General features: G+C 71.4%; 18 protein-coding genes. 6 read left to right on the forward strand and 12 right to left on the reverse strand.

Features of this window, described 5'->3' with window-relative positions; genetic code table 11:
- Position 1: 1 nt before the first annotated feature.
- From WDZ95_RS19350 to xrtB, 7 genes are read right to left on the reverse strand one after another with little or no spacing between them, the layout of a single operon-like run.
- Positions 2–1,627 (reverse strand): hypothetical protein, encoded by a 1,626-nt coding sequence (locus WDZ95_RS19350; RefSeq protein ID WP_166222946.1) that lies wholly within the window; start codon positions 1,625–1,627, stop codon positions 2–4.
- Between the two features lie 22 nt (positions 1,628–1,649).
- The gene (locus WDZ95_RS19355) at positions 1,650–3,182 is read right to left on the reverse strand and encodes a lipopolysaccharide biosynthesis protein (protein WP_425780869.1); all 1,533 of its coding nucleotides are present in this window, start codon (positions 3,180–3,182) and stop codon (positions 1,650–1,652) included.
- Between the two features lie 8 nt (positions 3,183–3,190).
- Positions 3,191–4,267: a CgeB family protein gene (locus WDZ95_RS19360; protein WP_166222950.1), complete on the reverse strand. Its 1,077-nt coding sequence runs from the start codon at positions 4,265–4,267 to the stop codon at positions 3,191–3,193.
- Complete coding sequence (locus WDZ95_RS19365; protein ID WP_425780872.1) at positions 4,264–5,250, reverse strand: GDP-L-fucose synthase family protein; 987 nt, start codon at positions 5,248–5,250, stop codon at positions 4,264–4,266. Before WDZ95_RS19365 ends, WDZ95_RS19360 begins: the two co-directional genes overlap by 4 nt.
- A 4-nt stretch (positions 5,251–5,254) precedes the next feature.
- On the reverse strand, positions 5,255–6,373 hold the full coding sequence (gene gmd, locus WDZ95_RS19370) for a GDP-mannose 4,6-dehydratase (protein ID WP_425780874.1): 1,119 nt from the start codon (positions 6,371–6,373) through the stop codon (positions 5,255–5,257).
- Positions 6,370–7,089 carry an exosortase-associated protein EpsI, B-type gene (epsI, locus tag WDZ95_RS19375; RefSeq protein ID WP_425780876.1) on the reverse strand — a complete coding sequence of 240 codons (720 nt, stop codon included), beginning with the start codon at positions 7,087–7,089 and terminating at the stop codon, positions 6,370–6,372. The genes gmd and epsI overlap by 4 nt, the downstream gene beginning before the upstream one ends.
- Positions 7,090–7,091: 2 nt before the next feature.
- Entirely contained in the window at positions 7,092–8,009 is a 918-nt protein-coding gene (xrtB, locus tag WDZ95_RS19380; protein WP_205710696.1) for an exosortase B, read from the reverse strand.
- A 16-nt stretch (positions 8,010–8,025) separates the two neighbouring features.
- Between xrtB and WDZ95_RS19385 the strand changes: the two genes are divergently transcribed.
- Positions 8,026–8,433, forward strand: coding sequence for a VanZ family protein (locus WDZ95_RS19385; RefSeq protein ID WP_425780878.1), 408 nt, complete (start codon positions 8,026–8,028; stop codon positions 8,431–8,433).
- Here the strand turns inward: WDZ95_RS19385 and epsG are convergent.
- Genes epsG through pstS form a run of 5 tightly spaced genes read right to left on the reverse strand, consistent with a single transcriptional unit; the run spans position 8,420 to position 13,559 of the window.
- A complete protein-coding gene (epsG, locus tag WDZ95_RS19390; RefSeq protein WP_287468340.1) occupies positions 8,420–9,286 on the reverse strand; it encodes a chain length determinant protein tyrosine kinase EpsG in 867 nt (288 codons plus the stop codon). The two genes, WDZ95_RS19385 and epsG, sit on opposite strands and share 14 nt — an antisense overlap.
- Positions 9,283–10,662, reverse strand: coding sequence for a chain length determinant protein EpsF (epsF, locus tag WDZ95_RS19395; protein ID WP_425780881.1), 1,380 nt, complete (start codon positions 10,660–10,662; stop codon positions 9,283–9,285). The genes epsG and epsF overlap by 4 nt, the downstream gene beginning before the upstream one ends.
- 10 nt (positions 10,663–10,672) lie before the next feature.
- Complete coding sequence (gene epsE / locus WDZ95_RS19400) at positions 10,673–11,488, reverse strand: polysaccharide export protein EpsE (RefSeq protein ID WP_166222965.1); 816 nt, start codon at positions 11,486–11,488, stop codon at positions 10,673–10,675.
- Complete coding sequence (locus WDZ95_RS19405) at positions 11,488–12,477, reverse strand: EpsD family peptidyl-prolyl cis-trans isomerase (protein WP_287468338.1); 990 nt, start codon at positions 12,475–12,477, stop codon at positions 11,488–11,490. Before WDZ95_RS19405 ends, epsE begins: the two co-directional genes overlap by 1 nt.
- 41 nt (positions 12,478–12,518) lie before the next feature.
- Positions 12,519–13,559 carry a phosphate ABC transporter substrate-binding protein PstS gene (pstS, locus tag WDZ95_RS19410; protein WP_166222971.1) on the reverse strand — a complete coding sequence of 347 codons (1,041 nt, stop codon included), beginning with the start codon at positions 13,557–13,559 and terminating at the stop codon, positions 12,519–12,521.
- Between the two features lie 186 nt (positions 13,560–13,745).
- On the opposite strand from pstS, the gene WDZ95_RS19415 reads away from it, so the two are divergent.
- The 5 genes from WDZ95_RS19415 (at position 13,746) to WDZ95_RS19435 (ending at position 18,719) form a co-directional block, all read left to right on the forward strand.
- Complete coding sequence (locus tag WDZ95_RS19415; protein WP_425780884.1) at positions 13,746–14,441, forward strand: response regulator; 696 nt, start codon at positions 13,746–13,748, stop codon at positions 14,439–14,441.
- A gap of 201 nt (positions 14,442–14,642) precedes the next feature.
- Complete coding sequence (gspG, locus tag WDZ95_RS19420; RefSeq protein ID WP_425780886.1) at positions 14,643–15,074, forward strand: type II secretion system major pseudopilin GspG; 432 nt, start codon at positions 14,643–14,645, stop codon at positions 15,072–15,074.
- A 6-nt stretch (positions 15,075–15,080) separates the two neighbouring features.
- Entirely contained in the window at positions 15,081–16,262 is a 1,182-nt protein-coding gene (locus WDZ95_RS19425; protein ID WP_166222979.1) for a type II secretion system F family protein, read from the forward strand.
- 47 nt (positions 16,263–16,309) lie between these two features.
- A complete protein-coding gene (locus tag WDZ95_RS19430) occupies positions 16,310–17,920 on the forward strand; it encodes a GspE/PulE family protein (RefSeq protein ID WP_425781093.1) in 1,611 nt (536 codons plus the stop codon).
- Positions 17,907–18,719 carry a hypothetical protein gene (locus tag WDZ95_RS19435; protein ID WP_425780888.1) on the forward strand — a complete coding sequence of 271 codons (813 nt, stop codon included), beginning with the start codon at positions 17,907–17,909 and terminating at the stop codon, positions 18,717–18,719. Before WDZ95_RS19430 ends, WDZ95_RS19435 begins: the two co-directional genes overlap by 14 nt.
- The last annotated feature ends 2 nt before the right edge of the window (positions 18,720–18,721 follow it).

Here is an 18,721-nt window from a genome sequence, read left to right on the forward strand (position 1 = left end):
CTCAGGCCCTCCCGGGCTGGAGCCCGCGCGCGGGTTCGGCGGGCAGGGCGTCGACCGAGGGCCGCGAGCCACCGAACAGCGCGCCCAGCGCCCGCGCCACACCGGCCACCAGCAGGAACAGCACGATGTTCTGCGGCAGGTTGCGCACGGTGCCGATGAGCCAGGCGTGCAGCGAGTCGTTGCTCAAGCCGTTCTGGAACAGCTTCCAGACCAGCAGCATGCCCACGGCCGACAACATCACCTGGCCCCGGCGGTGCCGGAAGGCCAGCAGGTCCATGGCCGCAAAGGCCAGCAGGCAGCCCGCGAAATACATCGCCAGAAAGGCCGGCCCGGCCACGCCGAGGCCTTGCGCGAGCATGGAGCCGGTGCGCCGGCTGCCCAGCGCGGCGCCCTGGCTCAGATGGCTCAGGTAGTCGCCGATCGAGAACTCGAGCGCCTTCTTGTCGATGTCGATGCCCAGGCGGCGGATCACCGGGTCGGGCAGCGCCACCCAGAACATGTCGAGCGTGGTTTCGGTGAGCAACTGCCGGTCGCTTTGCGTGAGCGTGCTCGCGAAGTACAGGGCGTTGTCGTGAAACTTGGTTTCGACCAGGCGCGCCAGCAGGGGGTTGTCGAAGTAGTGCTCGTCGTACTTGCGCAAGGTGTCGGCGCGCTGCTCCTCGCGCACGTTGGCGAGCTCCTCGGGGCGCGTCCAGTAGTGAAAGGTGTTCTGCACCATCTGCACCGCCGACACGCTGCCGCGCGCCTTGCGCGCCACCACCATGGCCGTGGCGAGATCGCTGAGCGGAATCGACAGCGCGGCCAGCACCAGGCCGGCCACGGCCACCTGCAGCACGCGCTTGCCCGACACGGGTTGCGCGCTGCGCATCACGCCGAGCAGCACGAACAGGCCGACCGTCACGAAGCCCGACAGCATCACCTGGCGCGCGTTGGCGGCCAGGCCCAGCAGCACCACCAGGCCGGCAAAGAACAACAGGCCCAGCCACTGCTGGCGCCAGCGGCTGTAGGCCTCGCCGAACTGCAGCATGTACATGGGAATCAGGAACGGCGCCCAAGCCAGGAACGACAGACCCTGCATCACCTTGCCGAAGGTGCTCTCGCGGCCTGCGCCCAGCAGAAAGGCCAGCAGGCCCACATAGCCCGTGAACCACAACACACCGGTGCTGGGCGTGGCATACAAGCCCAGGCCGCGCAGCCATTGGCGCGGCAGCGATTCGCCGTGCGCCCCGGACGGGCTGAGCACCCAGCGGTAGCCCGTGTGCGCGAGCATGGCCAGCAGCTGGAAACCGGCCAGCATGCCGAAGGTTTCCAGCGGCAGCCGCAGGTTGCCGGCCAGCGAGGTGCCGTACGCGGTCTGGCCCAGCAGCGCGCCCAGCTGGGTGGTCACGCAAAAGCCGAACAGCGCGAAGGTGGACAGCGGGTGGGTCTGCAGGGCCGGTGTCCACAGCAGGTAGAGCAGCACCGCCATCGACGAGGCGAAGGCGATGCAGGCCGAGGCGATGTTGTCCGCTGCGGGGTCGATCAGCAGCTGGCCCGCCAGCGCCCCCAGCGAGAGCGCCATCAGCAGGTACAGCACGAACCGGCCGGTGCTCGGGGCGGCAGATCGACGGACCGGGGGCGTGTTCATGGGGGCGCGGGGTGGATGGGGGTCAGCGTCGGCTGGCCAGCGGCAGGAAGCGTTGGGCGCGCTGGCGCAACCACGTGCGCTGGTCTTCGGGCAGCCGGCTCAGGAAGGCGGCCATCAGCGCGCCCGTGCCCAGCAACACCCCGCTGCAGACCGCGGGGCCCCACGGCGGCACCCAGGCGATCGCCAACATGGCGGCCACGCACACGGCGGCCTGCAGCAGCGCGAACCGGAACAGGCCCTGCGGCCACACCAGGCCTTGCTGCGCCATCCAGCGGCGCGCCCGCACCAGCATCGTGACGGCGCTCGCGGTTTCCGCCGCCAGCAGCACGACGGCCACGCCGCCCATGCCCAGCCGCCCGTCGAGCCAGACGATGCCCGCGACGGTAAAGCCCGCGAGTGACGCGGCGGTGACGAACTGCACCCGCAGCAGGTTGTTGCCGACCACGATGGACTCGGCCGGGCGCGCCAGCGCGAACACCAGCATGGCCGCGGAGAAGAGGGCGAACACCGGCGCGTCGAAGGGCAGCTTGCCCTGGGTCCAGGCCTCGAACAAGGCCGGCCCGAGCGCCTGCAGCAGCACCAGCAGCGGGCCGAGCATGAACACCACCAGCAGCCAGATGAAGGCGAAGGTGCTGTCGATCGCGCCCTGACGGCGATCGCGCAGAAAGCCCATGAACTCCGGAAACAAGGGATCGATCACGGTGGCCACGCCCTGCAAGGCCAGGTTGCTCGCGGTGCGCAGCGTGGTGAACACCACCGCGGGCGCGGCGCCCAGCGTGGCGCTCACCAAGACGCGTGTGCCTTGCTGGCGCACCAGGCCGAGCAGGCAGGTCAAGCCGAGACCGAACGAGGCCAGCAGGTTGCGCCAGCCCAGCCGCCACGACGGCAGGCCCAGCCGCACCCGGTGGGCGCGCGCGATGCCCCACAGGTCGGCGAGGTACAGCAGGTGCAGCGCCAGCGTGAGCAGGCCCAGTGCGATCGACAGTTGCAGCAGGCCCGCGCCCCGGTGCAGCAGCCCGGCGGTGGCCACGGCGTTGGCCAGTGCGATGCCCACGCCCCACCAAGCGGCGCGCGGAAAACGGCCGAAGGCGCTCGCGACCCGCCCGTACAGCCCGCTGATGCAGACCGAGAGGTAGGTGGTTCCGCAGTGCACCAGCAGCGCCGTGGTGGCTTCTGCGGTCAGCCGCGGCGGCAGCAGGCCATCGAGGTCGAACAGGCGCGCGGCCTGGCCGCTCAACGCCAGCGCACCGAGCAGCAGCCATTCCGCCAGCCCCAGCGCCAGGCTGAAGGGCAGGGCGGCCGACAGCAGCAAAGAGATCGCGCGGGCATCGCGTTGCGGCACGCGCAGGATCTCGTTGCCCACGTAGGTGTGGTGGGCGTAGCTGAAGATGCCCACGAAGCTGCCCACCGACACGATCACCAGCCAGCACCCGTACTGCTCGACAGGCCAGTGTGTGAGGAACACCGGCACCAGCCCCACCTGGGTGACCACCATCACGCCGATGCGCGCCCATGCCGCCAGGCTTCCCGACAACACACGTGCGGCGGTTCCCATGGCGCTGCTCAGGCGTGCTCGCTGTGCATCGCGGCCTCGATCACCGTGGCCGGCCCTTCGTCGAGCGCGGCGCGCAGGATGCGCTGCATCACGCGCTCGTTGTGGTGCCCGTCGCGCTGGTAGCGCCGCTGCCCGGCCTGCGCAAGGCGATCGCGCCGCGGCTCGTCGGCCAGCAGGGCCGCGCAGACCTCGGCGCATTCCTTTGCGTCGCGCCAGAACACGGCCTCTTCGCCCTCGCGGTACAGCCGCTCGTGCTCGTCGGTGCGCTCGGCGCACAGCAGGCCGCCGAGCGCGGGAATTTCCAGCGAGCGCGTGGTGTGGCGGTCGCGGTTGTCGTGCGAGAGCAGGCCCAGGTTCACGCGCGCGCACTGGATGGCGCGCGCGTAGTCGTCGCCGCCGATGGCGCCGCCGGCCCAATGCGCCTGCAGGCGTTTCCACTCGGGCGCCTTGTGCCAGTTCGGGCCGCGGATGGTCAGCGGCACGCCGCGTTCGATGAGTTCGAGCAGGAAGGGACCGCGGTCGGGAAACCAGGAGCCGAGGAACAGCACGTCGCTGCCCCATGCGATCCGGTCGAGCGCCGACACGGCGCGCGGTGCGTGGCTGACTTCGTCGGCGCTGCGGAACACGCGCATGCAGCGGCGTGCACCCAGGCGTCGCAGCTCGGGCAGGTTCTCTTCGCGCACCACCACGAGCAGGTCGTAGTCGGGCACGGCCTGCCGGTAGGCGGCGAAGCGCGCGCCGTCGCGTGGCCCTGTGGGGTCGTCGATGTTGTAGTTGACGATGCGTCGGGCGTGCCGGCGCAGCCGCGCCACCACCTGCGGCGTGACCCACTCGCCGCCGTCCACGTGGCAGACGTCGAAGCGACGCTGCCCCAGCACACGCTGCAGGCCGCTGTCGATGCGGCGGCCGAACCAGTGGCCGCCCACGTGCCAGGTCCAGCGGTCGACCCAGGGGCTGGCGGGCAGCAGCTCGCGCAGGTCGAGGTGCTCGACGCTCGCGCCCAGCCGTCGCAAGGCGCGTGCGCGGTCCAGGCAGGTGCCGCTGCGCGGACCGAGGTAGAGCACGCTGCAGCCGGCCGGATTCATGCCGCAGCCTTGTCGAGGAACACCTCGCGGTACACCGCGCGCAGCCCGTCTTCCAGCCGGCGCTGCGGGCGAAAGCCCAGGGCCGTGAGGCGGCTCACGTTCATGAGCTTGCGCGGCGTGCCGTCGGGCTTGCTGCGGTCGAACTCGATCGCGCCTTCGTAGCCGACCACGCGCGCCAGGGTTTGCGCGAGCTCGCGCACGGTGAGGTCTTCGCCCATGCCGATGTTGATCAGCGGCGGCTCGAAGCGGCCGGTGGCGGCCTCGTCGCTGCCCAGCAGGCTGTCGAAGCCCGCGTCGTCCAGGCGCATCAGGTGCAGGCAGGCGGCGGCCATGTCGTCGCTGTGCATGAACTCGCGCCGCGGCGTGCCGCTGCCCCACACGCTCACGCTCGGCGCGCCGCTCACGCGAGCCTCGTGAAACTTGCGCATGAGCGCGGGAATGACGTGGCTGCTCTGCAGGTCGAAGTTGTCGCCGGGCCCGTAGAGGTTGGTGGGCATTGCCGCCAGAAAGCGCGTGCCGTGCTGGCGGTTGTAGCTCCAGCACATCTCGATGCCGGCGATCTTGGCGAGGGCGTAGGCGCGGTTGGTGGGTTCGAGCGGGCCGCCGAGCAGGTGAACCTCCTGCAGCGGCTGCGGCGCCAGGCGCGGGTAGATGCAGCTCGAGCCGAGGAACAGCAGCCGCTGCACGCCGTGCCGCCAGGCCTGGTGGATGGCGTTGGTCTGGATCAGCAGGTTGTCGCGGATGAAGTCGGCCGGTTGCTCGCGGTTGGCGAGGATGCCGCCCACGCGCGCCGCCGCCAGGAAGACGTAGGCCGGGCGTTCGCTGGCGAAGAAGCGTTCGGTGGCCGCGGCGTCGGTGAGGTCGAGCTCGGCGTGCGTGCGCAGGATCAGCCGCCGGTGGCCGCTGGCGCGCAGGGCCCGCACGATGGCCGAGCCGACCAGGCCGCGGTGGCCCGCGACGTAGATGGGGGCGTCGAGGTCCACGGCCTCACTCCTGGTACTCGTAGGCCGGAAACCCCGCGAGCTTGACCATCGCGTCGCGGCGCGCGATCTGGTAGTCGGTGAGCACCATTTCGCGCACCAGCTCGGGCAGGCCCACGCGCGGCGCCCAGCCGAGCTTTTCCTTGGCGCGGCTGGGGTCGCCCAGCAGCGTCTCGACCTCGGTGGGGCGGAAGTAGCGCGGGTCCACGCGCACGATCACGTCGCCTTCGCTGACCTTGAGGTCGCTGCGGCTGGTCGATGCCACCACGCCGGCTTCGTCGATGCCCGCGCCCACCCAGGTGAGCGCGATGCCCAGCTCGGCCGCGGCCATTTCCACGAACTGGCGCACGCTGTGCTGCACGCCGGTGGCGATCACGAAGTCCTCGGGCCGGTCCTGCTGCAGCATGAGCCACTGCATCTCGACGTAGTCGCGCGCGTGGCCCCAGTCGCGCAGCGCGCTCAGGTTGCCCAGGTACAGGCAGTCCTGCAGGCCCAGCGCGATGCGCGACAGCGCGCGCGTGATCTTGCGCGTGACGAAGGTCTCGCCGCGGCGCGGGCTCTCGTGGTTGAACAGGATGCCGTTGCAGGCATACATGCCGTAGGCCTCGCGGTAGTTCACCGTGATCCAGTAGGCGAACAGCTTGGCCACCGCGTAGGGGCTGCGCGGGTAGAACGGCGTGGTTTCGCGCTGCGGCACTTCCTGCACCTGGCCGTAGAGCTCGCTGGTGCTGGCCTGGTAGAAGCGGCAGGTTTTTTCGAGGCCGTGCTGGCGGATGGCTTCGAGCAGGCGCAACGTGCCCATGGCATCGGTGTCGGCCGTGTACTCGGGTGTTTCGAAGCTCACCGCCACGTGGCTCATCGCGCCGAGGTTGTAGACCTCGTCGGGCCGCACCTGGCCCACGATGCGCGAGAGGTTGCTGCTGTCGGTGAGGTCGCCGTAGTGCAGCACCAGGCGGCGGTCTGCCTCGTGCGGGTCCTGGTAGAGGTGGTCGATGCGGTCGGTGTTGAACGACGAGGCGCGCCGCTTGATGCCGTGCACGCGGTAACCCTTGGCCAGCAGCAGCTCGGCGAGGTAAGCGCCGTCCTGGCCGGTGATGCCGGTGATGAGTGCGGTTTTGGGGGTCATGGTGCGTTCGTTGGGTGGAGCGCGAGGCGCGTTGCGGTGTCGAGTCCGGCGAAGCGGCCGCGCAGGGCCGGGTCGATGGCGGCGACCATGGCCGCCGCGAAGGCGGCCTGCACCGCGTGGCCGCGGCGGTGGTCGCGGTCGATCGAGGACACGCGCACCAGCATGCCGTCGGGGATGCGCCGGTCGAGCAGGCCGTAGCGCATCTCGGTGAGCTTCTTGTCGAAGCCGCCGGCGGTGATGTGGTCGCCCACGACGGTCCAGTAGGTCACGGGCTCGAAGCGCTGGCCCAGGTGGGTGCGCATGCGGCGCGCGGTGATGGTCTGGTCGGCGAGCGCGAGCGGGAAGGTCTCGATGTGTTCGAGCTTGAAGCCCTGGGCCGGATAGCAGACCTCGGGCAGGTGCAGTTGCAGGTTGTCGGTCTGCGCCTTGCCGTAGGCGATGGACAGCATGATGCGGTAGCCGTCGGCGCGCGCGTAGGTGCGCGTGAGCACCTGGGTGTAGATGGCGTCGATCGTGCGCTGCAGCTCGGGGTCGACGATCTGCACCGGCACGTCGCCGAGCTCGCGCCAGTCGGCGAAACGCGGCGGCACCATGGCCTTGAGGTCGATGGGAGCACGCACGTCGGCCAGGCTGCCTTCGGGGCGCAGCGCCTGCGCCAGCGCGGCGCCGCCGGCCATGAGGCCGCCGAGAAGCAGGTGTCGGCGCGGGATCGTCATGGTCAGGCTCCCAGAACGGCGGGTGGCGGGGCAGGGGGCTGGCCGCGCAGGCGCTCGACGAACTGCAGCAGGTTGTCGAAGCCGATGATGAGGATGAGCGCGCTCAGGAACAGCACCATGCCCGCAAAGCCATGCAGGAAGCCCTGGCCGGCTTCGTTGCCGAAGTGGTAGGTGATGAGGCTGAGCGCCATCACGCGGATCACGTTGGCGGTGAACGAGATCGGCACGATCAGCAGCGCCAGGCCGACGTTGCGAAACAGCGAATCGCGCCGCACCAGGTTGAGGTAGAGCAGGCCGAGCGCTTCCAGTGTGAGCAGGGTCTGCAGGCCTGCGCAGGCGTCGGCCACGAGCAGCATGTACTGGCCGATCTGCAGCACCACCCCGTTGCGGCCGATGGGGTAACCGAAGGCGTAGAGCACGTGCTCGGCCACGTAGGACACGGCCATCTTCATGGGCATGGTCACCACGTCGACCACCTGAGGCGGCAGCGGCACCATGAAGCCCATGAAGAACAGCGCGAACCACTGGGCCTTGAGCGCGGACCAGCCACGCAGCACCACGATCAGCCCCGCGAGCAGCCAGATCACCGAGCCGACTTCGAACACGCCCACGCCCTGCGAGCGGCCCAGCGCATAGAACAGCAGGGCCAGCGCCACGAGCGGCCAGCCCCAGGCGCTGGGCTGCCGGCCTTCGGCGGCGGCTTCCATGGCGCCCCAGTTGCGGTACAGCAGCCACAGCGAGATGCCGAGCACGATCGGCCCGTGCATCTGCTCGTCGCGCGCCCAGGGGCCGGTGAAGAGGTCGGCCAGCGTTGGCACGTAAAGGACACACAGGCCGGCCAGAATCGGCAGCCAGGCCAGCCAGCGCTGCACCGGGTTCGCGCGGTCCCCGGCCGAGAGGAAAGGATCGTTCGTGTTCACGTCAGTCTCGAGACTTGTGCGCGGATCGCGCCCGCAGGCGCGCCGGCTGGCGCTGGGCGTGTTCGCCTGCCTGCTGATCTGGGTCGGGGGCAACCTGGTGCACGCCCAGGTGGCCGAGGTGCTGGTGTCGCCCTGGGACAAGCTGGTGCACCTGACGCTCCACACCGGCGTGGCGCTGGGCGCGGGCCTGCTGCTCGGCGTGCGGCGACCGCGCGACCTGTGGCGCTGCTTTCTGCTGGCCCTGCTCGTGGGCGTGATGGACGAGGGGCTGCAGTTCTTCGAGCCCGGCCGCTCGGTGGACGCCGACGACCTGCTGGCCAACGCGGTGGGCGCGCTGCTGGGCACGGCGCTGCACGCGCTGCATTGGCGCTGGCGCGCCGGCCCGCGGGCCGACAGCGAGGACTCGGCGCTCACGCGTCATTGAGCACCGTCCCCACCAGGGCGACCCCGGTGTCTTGCAGGCGGCGTGCGAATTCGCCGGCGCCGCGCAAGGGTGTGCGGTTGCGCCGCGCCACGAGCACGGCCGCGCCCACGCGGGCCGACAGGATCTCCGCGTCGGCGCAGTCGTGGCCGGCGGGCGTGTCGATGAGCACCACGTCGTGCTGGGCGATGGCGGCATCGAGCAGTTCGGCCAGCGCGGGGCTGCCCACCAGCTCCTGCGGGTTCGGCGGCGTGGTGCCCGCCGGCAGCACGCGCAGCCCCGGCAGCCCGGGCACCTGGGCGATGACCTCGGTGCCCACGCGGCCCGCGAGCACGCCGGCCAGGCCCGCGCTGGGCTCGGTCTTGAACAGGGTGTGCAGGCGCGGACGGCGCAGGTCGCCGTCGATCACCAGCGTGCGCTGCCCCTGCTGCGAGAAGGCCACCGCGAGGTTGGCCACGAGGAAGCTGCGGCCGTCGCGCGGCTGGTGGCTCACCACGGTCAGCACCTTGCGCAGCGGCTCGCCGTTGAACCAGCGCAGCATCAGCTGGCCGCGCAGCGCGCGCATCTGCTCGGCCACGTTCGAGAAGGGCTTGTAGGCCGTGACCAGCTCGCGCGAGAGGCCGTCGCTGGCGTCCTGCAGGTAGCCGTAGTTGAACTGCTTGGCCAGCGCCGATTCGAGGTCGCCGCGCTGGATGAGCCGCAGCGCGATCGCGGCCTCGCCGAAGGGCAGGCGCTTTTCGCGCTGGTGCGCGATCACGCGCGGGATGTCGTCTTCGCGCAGCAGGCCGCGCGACACCAGGATGTCGCCGATGGCGCTGCCCATGCGGGCGCTGCGCAGGCGTTCGGGCGCGTTCATGCACCCCCCTTGGCCAGGCGCGGCGCGCGCATCATGCGGCGCGCCGAGGACACCTGGCCCAGCAGCGGCAGCTCGCCGAACAGCGCGAGATCGTCCGCCGAGCGCACGCGGCGCTGCAGGAATTCGAGCGCCATGGCCAGCATCACGCCCAGCAGGCCGCCCAGGAACATGGCCAGCGCCACGTGCAGCCGGGTGCGCGGGCCCGAGGGCTTGCCCGGCGGTGTGGCCGGGTTGAGCACCGAGATGTTGGTCTGGTTGGTCTGGCTTTCGAGCGTGCTTTGCGAGGCGCGCCCGCTCAGGGTGTCGAACAGGCGCTGGGCCGATTCGATCTCGCGCCGCAGCACGTTGATCTGGTCGCGCTGCTGGTTGATCTCGAGCACGCGCGCCTTCTGCGCTTCGAGCGCCGCGCGCAGCTGGCCCTCGCGCTGGCGGTTCACTTCGTAGGTGGTGTTGATCGAGCCGGTGATCTTGGTGGTCTCGGCGCTCAGCTGCTCGCGCAGCGCGTTGAGTTCGGTCTGCATGCGCTGGAACTGCGGGTGGTTCGCGCCGAGGTTGATGCTGGCTTCGTTGAGCCGCGCTTCCTGGCGCGCGATGTCGGCCTTGAGGCCATTGATCAGCGGGCTCTGCATCACCTCGGCCAGCGAAGCGCCGTCGTTGCGCAGGCGTTTGCTCTGGCTGTCGGTGGTGCTGGCCTGGATGGCGGTGAGCTGGCTGCTGGTCTCGTTGAGCTTGGCGGTCTCGAAATCGAGCCGCTCGTCCACCGAGGTGATGCCGTGGCGCTGCTGGTAGTCCGACAGCGCGGCCTGGGCCTTCTCGAGCCGTTCGCGGGCGGCGCGGGTCTGCTCGTCGAAGAAGCCCGCGTACTGGCGCGCGGGTTCGGTGCGCAGCTCCACGTTCACGTCCACGTAGGCCTGGGCGAAAGCGTTGGCCACCGCGGCAGCGAACTGCGGGTCGTTGCCCACGTACTCGATGTTGATCACGTTGCTCTCGCGCGAGGGCTTGACCTCGAGCGGCAGCTTGATGCGCTCGGACAGCCAGTCGACCAGGTTGCCGCGGCCGCCGGTGTCTTCGGCCCACTGGGCCTGCACGGCCGCGCTGCTGTCCATGCGCAGACTGCGCACCACGCGGCGCGCCACGCGGTCGCTCTTGATGATGTCGACCTGCGTGGCCATGTAGCCGGGCGCCATCAGGCCGGCCAGCATCATGCCGCTCACCGGGTCGGGCGATTTCACGTCGAGCACCACCGAGGCCGTGGCCGTGTACTGGCGCGGCGACAGCAGCGACCAGGTGGCGGTGGCGCCGACCACGAGGGCGAAGGTCACCAGCAGCACGAGCCAGCGCGCGCGCAGGATGAGGAAGAACTGCTGCGGGGTCATCGCGGGTCTCTCAGAACAGGCTTTCGCGCAGCTGCAGCACGTCGTTGGGCTGGATGCGCTCGGTCATCGCGGGCTCGAAGGTCTGCACCGTGCCGTCGGCCTGCGTGCGGTGCAGCTGCAGCCGGCGCAGCGTGCCGCGCGGCGTGGGGCCGCCGGCCTGGGCGATCGCCTGCATCACGGTGAGGTCGCGGTCGACGCGGAAGGCGCCCGGGCGCTGCGCTTCGCCGAACACGTAGAACATGGGCGCGCGGTGCACGTAGACCACGTCGCCGGCCTGCAGCAGCAGGTCTTCGGCGCTGCCGGGCTGCAGGAACAGCGCGGGCAGGTCCACCGTGCGGCGGAAGGGCTTGCCCTCGCGCTCGCCGCTCACGATCACCACGTCGTCGCCCGAAGGCGTGGCGCCGCCCGCGTTGGCGAGCATGTCGGTCAGGCGCGTGTTGGTGCTCTCGAGCGGGAAGCGCCCCGGGCGGCTCACCTGGCCCAGCACCGACACCTGGCTGCCGCGCACCTGCGTGAGCAGCAGCGTGACCTGCGGGTTCTGCAGGAAGCCGCCGGTGCGCAGCGCCTCGGCGATGCGCCGCTCGGCCGCGGCCACCGTGAGGCCGCCCAGGCGCACGGTGCCGATCAGCGGGTAGCTGATGGTGCCGCTCTCGCTGATGCGCGTCTCCAGCGTGAGGTCCTGGTTCTGGAACACCTGCACGCGGATCACGTCGCCGGCCGCGAGCGGGTAGTCGCCCGAGGAGGGCGACTGCGCCCACGCCGGCACGCAGAGCACGAGCACGGCCCAGGCGCGCACGAGCCAGGTCAGGCCGACGAGCCGCCGCATCACTTGAGCCCTTGCAGGCCGCGCTCGATCACGCTGGCGTCGGGGCCGTCGGTCTTCGCGGGCTCTGCCGTGACCGAGGGCGCCGCAGGCGCTGCCGCGGCCGCCGGTGCCCGCGCCGCTGCCGCCGTCTGCTGGAACTCGCCCATGTAGGTGATGGGCGTGGCGGCGCGCAGCCGCTTGATCTCGTTGCGCACCGTCTCGGTGGTGCCCAGGTTGCCCAGGTATTGCACGATGCCGGGCGTGGCCACCTCTTCGCTCACCGGCACCTGGCGCGACGACGCGACGCGGATGAAGGTCGCGCCTTCGCCGGCGGGCACCACCAGGCTCTGGCCGTCCTTGAGCGCGTGCAGCTTGGGCAGCAGGTCGAGCGGGATCTGCTCGGCCGTGCGCGTGGCGCTGCCGCCGCCGAAGGCGATGCCGCGGGCGCGCAGCGCGTCGGCCACCTCTTCGATGCGGCGGCCTTCGCGCGCCATGGTCTGCAGCAGCTCGAGGTTGTCGCCGAGCTTGACCACGCGGATCTCCTGCAGGTTGAAGACGCGGCGCTCGGCGAACAGCGCCGGGTTCTCGCGGTAATAGGCCCGCACCTGGTCGGGCTCGGGCTTGGCGCTGGCGCCGGCCACCTGCTGCAGGTAGGCGCGCGCCAGCACTTCGCGTCGCGCGGCCTCGAGCTGCGCCACCACCTCGGGCGAGCGGTGCAGCTTCTGCTCGGTGGCCTGGTCCACCGCGAGCTGCTGGTCGATCAGGCGCTCGAGCGCCGCGCGGCTGGCCGCCTGCACGGCTTCCTTGCTGCTGGTGTTCACCGGCGTGCGGCTGAGCACCTGGTTGATCTGGTGCACCGAGATCTCGCTGCTGCCGACCTTGGCGGCCACCTGCGTGGCTTCGCCCGAGGCCGATGCCTCCTTCTGGCCGCAGGCGGCGAGCAGCAGCGCGGCCGAGGCGGCCAGGGCGATCGCGCCCAGGCGCGGTGCGAGGGAAACGGGGGGCTTCATGGTGATCACTCCGGGGGGACGGCCGCGAGGCTGCGCGGCGATCAGGGTTTGAACAGGGCCTGGCCGTCGCTGCCGACGATCTCGCCCCAGCGGGCCTGCAGGCTGTCGAGCGCCGACGGGGGCAGGGCCGCGTAGCCCAGTTCCTGCGCCATGTCGCCACCGCGCTGCAGCGCCCACTGGAAGAACTTCAGGCTCTGGGCCGCCTGCTCGGTGCGCTCGGGCTTGCGCGGCATGAGGATGAAGGTGGCGCCGGTGATGGGCCAGGCCTCGGGCGGGGACGCGTGCGTGAGCATCTGCGCGCTCGAGGCCTTCCAGTCGATGCCCTGCGCCGCGGCCGCGAAAGCCGCGGTGCCCGGGGCGGGCCACTGGCCGGCCGCGTTCTGCACCAGCACGTGGGTCAGGCGCGACTGCTGCACATAGGCGTATTCCACATAGCCGATGCTGTTGGGCAGGCGGCCCACCAGGCCCGCCACGCCAGGGTTGCCGCGCCCGCCGGTGCCCAGCGGCCAGGCCACGGTCGCGCCTTCGCCGAGCTTGCTGCGCCACTCCTCGTTGGTCTTGCTCAGGTAGTTCGTGAAGATGAAGGTGGTGCCCGAGCCGTCGGAGCGGTAGATCGGCGAAATGGTCGCGTCGGGCAGCGCCAGCGTCGGGTTGAGCGCGCGGATCGCGGGATCGCTCCAGCGCGTCACGCGGCCGAGGTAGATGTCGCCCAGCACCTTGCCGGTCAGGCGCAGCGCGCCCGGGGCCACGCCGCGCAGGTTCACCACGGGCACGACGCCGCCGATCAGCGCCGGAAACTGCACCTGGCCCTTGCGCGCGAGCTCGTCGTCCTTGAGCGGTGCGTCGGTGGCGCCGAAGTCCACGGTGCGGTTGTCGATTTGGCGGATGCCGCCGCTCGAACCGATGGCCTGGTAGTTCACCTTGATCCCGGTTTCCTTCTGGTAGGCATCGGCCCACTTGGCGTACGCGGGTGCGGGAAAGGTGGCGCCCGCGCCGGTGATCTCGGCCGCGTTCGCGGCAGCGGCCATGCAGGAGAGGGCGATCAGGGAGGCACCGATCCGGAGCCGGGTGGTCGAGAACATGAGACTGCTTTCAGCGTCGGACGGGGGCGTTGGGTGCGGGCCAGTCTAGGAAGGCAGTACGTCAGATCCGTGACCGCCACGATGGTCCGAAAGAACCATGGGCCGGCACCGGCGGTGCGCCCCGCGTGCAATCAAAACGTCACCCCGGCTTCCTACGATCGCGCCACTTTTCATCACTGCTGTCACATGGCTGCGCAAATTCTTGTGGTCGAAGATGAGCCGGCCATCCAGGACCTCCTGAGAGCCAACCTGCTGCGCGCGGGGCACGAGGTGCGCTGCGTGGACGCGGCGGAGCGGGCGCGCGACCTGTTCACGCAGTGGCAGCCCGACCTGGTGCTGCTCGACTGGGGCCTGCCGGGCATGTCGGGCGTGGACTTCCTGCGGCTGCTGCGCGGCGACCCGAAGCTGCGCGACGTGCCGGTGATCCTGCTGTCGGCGCGCAGCGAGGAGCGCGACAAGATCGCGGGCCTGGAGGTGGGGGCCGATGACTACATCACCAAGCCGTTCTCGACGCGCGAGCTGATCGCGCGCATCGGCGTGGTGCTGCGCCGGCGCGCGCCGCAGGTCAATGCCGAGGTGGTGCGCCTGGGCAGCATCGTGCTCGACCCGGCCGCCATGACGGTGAGCGCGGCCGGCATGCCGCTCAACATCGGCGGCACCGAGTTCCGCCTGCTGCACTTCCTCATCACGCACGCCGACCGGGTCTACAGCCGCTCGCAACTGCTCGACCACGTCTGGGGCAGCCATTACGTGGGCGACGACCGCACGGTGGACGTGCACATCAGCCGCCTGCGCAACGCCCTGCTGCCCGCGGGCATGGACCGCATGATCCGCACCATCCGCGGCAGCGGTTACAGCTTCAACGTCAACGGCACGGTGTGAGGGGCGCGGCCGGCGCCGGGCGGTTTGTGTGCCTTGTGTTGCAGGCCTTGGCGCGCGCCATGGTTCTTTTGGAGGGGTGGCGTGCGCGCCGGCGCGCAGAGCCCGATCCCAAAGCGCCGTTGTAACCCGCGCTTCACGAGCCCTGCCTAACCTTTGGTCATCGGCACAACGCCGCCTGTCATCGGTCCGGAGTCACCACCCATGAGCCTTTCCATCCGCGCGCGGGCGCGGCGCGCCCGCGGCTTCACCTTGCTCGAACTGCTGGTGGTGATGGTCATCATCGGCCTGCTCGCGGGCTTCGTGGGGCCGCGCTTCTTCTCGCAGGTCGGCAAGTCCGAGGTGAAGACCGCCAAGGCGCAGATCACGTCCATCGGCAAGGCGCTCGACCAGTTCCGGCTCGACGTGGGTCGCTACCCCACGACCGACGAAGGCCTGGCCGTGCTCTTCGAACGCCCGCAGGGCGAGGCGCGCTGGAACGGGCCCTACCTGAGCAAGGCCGCGCCGCCCGACCCCTGGGGCCAGCCCTACGTGTACCGATCGCCGGGCGAGCACGCCGAGTACGACCTCATGTCCTATGGCAAGGACCGCCAGCCCGGTGGCAGCGGCGAGGCCGAAGACGTCGTGAGCTGGTGAAGCCCCATGCGCTATCGCGTGCTGTCGCTGCAGCCTGATCTGCAACGGGTGAGGCTCACGGTCGATGCGGTCGACGAGGCCGACGCCCGGCGCCAGCTCGGCGCGCGCGGCCATGAGGTGATCTCGCTGCGCGCCGACCGCGGGCCCTGGGGCGGCGCGCGCGGCGCGGCCTTTCCCCTGGTGCTGTTCAGCCAGGAACTGCTGGCCCTGCTGCGCTCGGGCGTGGGCATCGTGGAAGCGGTGCAGACCCTGCAGGAAAAGGAAGGGCGAGGCGCCACGCAGGCCGTGCTCGAGCGCGTGAATGCGTGCCTGCGCGAAGGCCAGCCGCTGTCGGCCGCGCTGCAGGCGCAGCCGCAGGCCTTCTCGCCGCTGTACGTGGCCACGGTGCGCGCCAGCGAGCGCACCAGCAACCTGGCCGAAGCGCTCGAACGCTACGTGGACTACGCGCGCCGCATCGACGAGGTGCGCGGCAAGCTGGTGAATGCGGCCATCTACCCGGTGCTGCTGGTGTTGGTGAGCGCGCTGGTGGTGCTGTTCCTGCTCGCCTACGTGGTGCCCCGCTTCGCGCACGTGTACGAAGACCTGGGCGATCGGCTGCCGCTGGCCTCGCGCTGGATGCTGGCCTGGGGCCAGGCCATCGAACAGCATGGCCTGCTGTTGCTCGCGGGGGCGGGCGCGCTGGCGGCGCTGGCGCTGTCGGCGCCGGGCCGGCGCCTGTGGGGCCTGCTGCTGCAGCGGCTCTGGGCCCTGCCGGCCGTGGGCGAGCGGCTGCGCGTGTTCCAGCTCGCGCGGCTGTACCGCACCGTCGGCATGCTGCTGCGCGGTGGCATCGCGGTGGTGCCCGCGCTCGAAATGGTGCAGGGCCTGCTGTCGCAAAGCCTGCGGGCCGATCTGGGCGCCGCCACCGAGGCCGTGCGCAACGGCCGCCCCTTGTCCGCGGCCTTCGCCGAGCACCGTCTGACCACACCGGTGTCGCTGCGCATGCTCGCCGTGGGCGAACGCACCGGCGCCATGGGCGACATGCTCGAACGCGCGGCCGCGTTCCACGACGACGAACTCGCGCGCTGGGCCGAATGGGCCACGCGCGTGGTGGGGCCGGCGCTGATGCTGGTGATGGGCGTGCTCATCGGCGGCATCGTGGTGCTCATGTACCTGCCGATCTTCCAGCTCGCGGAGAGCATCCAGTGAACGCCCCCACCGATCTGCAGGCGCTGGTCGCGCCCTACGACACCGCCATGCTGCGCAGCGCGCTGCGCGAGGCGGCCGCGCGCGGCCTGCCCCTGGTGGCCCTGCTCGAAGCGCAGGGCGAAGACCCGCAGGTGCTGTCGCTGCGGCTGGCGCGCAGCGCCGCGCTGCCGCACCTGGACAGGCACGCGCTCGACGCGCTCACGCCCGCCTTCGACGCCTTGCCCTACACCGAGGCGGTGCAGCGCGAATGCCTGTTCATGCGCGACGCCGCCGGCGCGGGCGTGCTCGTGGTGGCCAACCCCTTCGACGCCGACCTGCAGGCCTGGGCCCAGGAGCGCGTGCGCTGCCCCATGGCGCTGCGCGTGGCCGCGCGCGGCGACATCGAGGCCTGGCTCGCACGGCACGAGGAAAGCCTGCGCGCCATGGACGGCCTGTCGAGCGAGCAGGCCGGCACGGCCGACGACGCGCGCGCCGAAGACATTTCGCTGCGCAGCATCGGCGAAGACACCAGCCCCGTGGTGCGGCTGGTCAACTCCACGCTCTACGACGCGCTCAAGGCCGGCGCGAGCGACATCCACCTCGAGACCGGCCCCGGCGGCATTGCCATCAAGTACCGCATCGACGGCGTGCTCGCCTCGGTGGGCCACATCGCGGGCAGCGACACCGCCGACCAGGTGGTCTCTCGCATCAAGGTCATGGCCGAGCTCGACATCGCCGAGCGCCGCGTGCCGCAGGACGGCCGCTTCAAGGTCGCCGCGCGCGGCCGGCGCATCGACATCCGCGTCTCCATCATGCCCAGCATCCACGGCGAAGACGCGGTGCTGCGCGTGCTCGACAAGGAGCGCCTGGCCGATGCGGTGAGCGGCCTCACGCTCGACACCCTGGGCTTCGACGCGGCCACCAAGGACGTGCTGCGCGGCCTGTGCCGCCAGCCCTACGGCATGGTGCTGGTCACTGGCCCCACGGGCAGCGGCAAGACCACCACGCTGTACGGCGCGATCAACGAGATCCACAGCGGCCACGACAAGATCGTGACCATCGAAGACCCGGTCGAATACCAGCTCGGCGGCGTGCTGCAGATCCCGGTCAACGAGAAAAAGGGCCTCACGTTCGCGCGCGGCCTGCGCTCCATCCTGCGTCACGACCCCGACAAGATCATGGTGGGCGAGATCCGCGACGCCGAGACGGCGCAGATCGCCGTGCAGGCCGCGCTCACCGGCCACCTGGTGCTCACCACGGTGCACGCCAACAACGTGTTCGACGTGCTGGGCCGCTTCACCCACATGGGCCTGGACCCGTACAGCCTGATGGCCGCGCTCAACGGCATCGTGGCGCAGCGCCTGGTGCGCGTGCTCTGCAAGGAATGTTCGGTGCCCGCCGCGGCCCCCGACCTCATGGCCGCGCCCGGCGAAGGCCAGTGGCGCAGCGCCTGCGGCTGCGCGGGTTGCCGCGGCACCGGCTACAAGGGCCGCAAGGCCGTGGCCGAGGTGCTGGTGCTCGACGACGAACTGCGCGAGGCCATCGTGGGCCGCGAACCGGTGCGGCGCATCAAGGAACTGGCGTTCGCCAAAGGCACGCGCGAACTGCGCGAAGCCGCGCTGGCCCTGGCGCGCCGCGGCGAGACCAGCCTGCAGGAGGTGCAGCGTGTGGTTCGCTGACACCGCGGTCCCCGCCGGCCTGCTGGCCGACGGCGCCGTGCTGCTGCCTGTGCGGCGTGCGCGCGGTGAGCCCGAGCTGCGCGCGGCCACGGCGCCGCCGGCGGCCGGCGATCCGCCCTGGCAGTCCAGCCTGGACGCCCTGCTGGCCCTGCTGCGCGCGCCGGCCCGGCGCCCCGCGGCGCTGAGCCTGAACCTGAGCGCGGCTTTCGTGCGCTGGCACCTGCTGCCCTGGCCCCCGGGCGCGGGATCGCCCGCCGAGCTCGACGCCGCGGTGCGCCTGCGCCTGCGCGCAGTGCACGGCGCGGCCGTCGAGGGCTGGCTGCTGCAGCGCGCCGAGGGCGTGCCCGGCCAGCCGGTGCCGGTGTGCGCGATCGACCAGGCCCTGCTGCAGGCCGTGCGCAGCGGGCTGGCGGGCGCGGGCTGGCGGCTGCACCGCCTGCAGCCCTATGTCGCCGCGGCCTTCGATCACTGGCGCCCGGTGTGGCGCCGCGGCGCGGCCTGGCTGGCGGTGGTCGAGGCCGATCACCTCACGCTCGCGCTCGTGGACCGCGGGCGCTGGGCTGCGCTGCGCAGCGTGCGTTGCCACGGCGGCGACAGCGCGGCGCTGCAGGCCGCGTGCGCCGGCCTGCAGGCGCGGCTGGCCCTGGAGGCCGAGCGCCCGGTGCCGACCGACACGCCGCTGTACCTGACCGGCCCCGTGGCGCACGCGGGCGCGGGCCCGGTGGCCGGGCAATGGCTGCGGCCCGAAGGCGGGCCCGCGTGGTGCGACGGCCCCGCGCGACTGGCCTGGGGGCGCTGAGC

This window comes from Hydrogenophaga sp. T2 (genome assembly GCF_049843535.1).
Lineage (GTDB): Bacteria > Pseudomonadota > Gammaproteobacteria > Burkholderiales > Burkholderiaceae_C > Hydrogenophaga > Hydrogenophaga crocea.

Excerpts from the sequence above, each read along its gene's own strand:
- pstS (WP_166222971.1), bottom strand. The coding sequence starts at position 13,559 with ATGTTCTCGACCACCCGGCTCCGGATCGGTGCCTCCCTGATCGCCCTC.
- epsG (WP_287468340.1), bottom strand. The coding sequence starts at position 9,286 with ATGAACGCGCCCGAACGCCTGCGCAGCGCCCGCATGGGCAGCGCCATC.
- epsI (WP_425780876.1), bottom strand. The coding sequence starts at position 7,089 with ATGACGATCCCGCGCCGACACCTGCTTCTCGGCGGCCTCATGGCCGGC.
- epsE (WP_166222965.1), bottom strand. The coding sequence starts at position 11,488 with ATGCGGCGGCTCGTCGGCCTGACCTGGCTCGTGCGCGCCTGGGCCGTG.
- gspG (WP_425780886.1), top strand. The coding sequence starts at position 14,643 with ATGAGCCTTTCCATCCGCGCGCGGGCGCGGCGCGCCCGCGGCTTCACC.
- epsF (WP_425780881.1), bottom strand. The coding sequence starts at position 10,662 with ATGACCCCGCAGCAGTTCTTCCTCATCCTGCGCGCGCGCTGGCTCGTG.
- WDZ95_RS19350 (WP_166222946.1), bottom strand. The coding sequence starts at position 1,627 with ATGAACACGCCCCCGGTCCGTCGATCTGCCGCCCCGAGCACCGGCCGG.
- WDZ95_RS19425 (WP_166222979.1), top strand. The coding sequence starts at position 15,081 with ATGCGCTATCGCGTGCTGTCGCTGCAGCCTGATCTGCAACGGGTGAGG.
- WDZ95_RS19430 (WP_425781093.1), top strand. The coding sequence starts at position 16,310 with ATGCTGCGCAGCGCGCTGCGCGAGGCGGCCGCGCGCGGCCTGCCCCTG.
- WDZ95_RS19405 (WP_287468338.1), bottom strand. The coding sequence starts at position 12,477 with ATGAAGCCCCCCGTTTCCCTCGCACCGCGCCTGGGCGCGATCGCCCTG.
- WDZ95_RS19355 (WP_425780869.1), bottom strand. The coding sequence starts at position 3,182 with ATGGGAACCGCCGCACGTGTGTTGTCGGGAAGCCTGGCGGCATGGGCG.
- WDZ95_RS19360 (WP_166222950.1), bottom strand. The coding sequence starts at position 4,267 with ATGAATCCGGCCGGCTGCAGCGTGCTCTACCTCGGTCCGCGCAGCGGC.
- WDZ95_RS19415 (WP_425780884.1), top strand. The coding sequence starts at position 13,746 with ATGGCTGCGCAAATTCTTGTGGTCGAAGATGAGCCGGCCATCCAGGAC.
- gmd (WP_425780874.1), bottom strand. The coding sequence starts at position 6,373 with ATGACCCCCAAAACCGCACTCATCACCGGCATCACCGGCCAGGACGGC.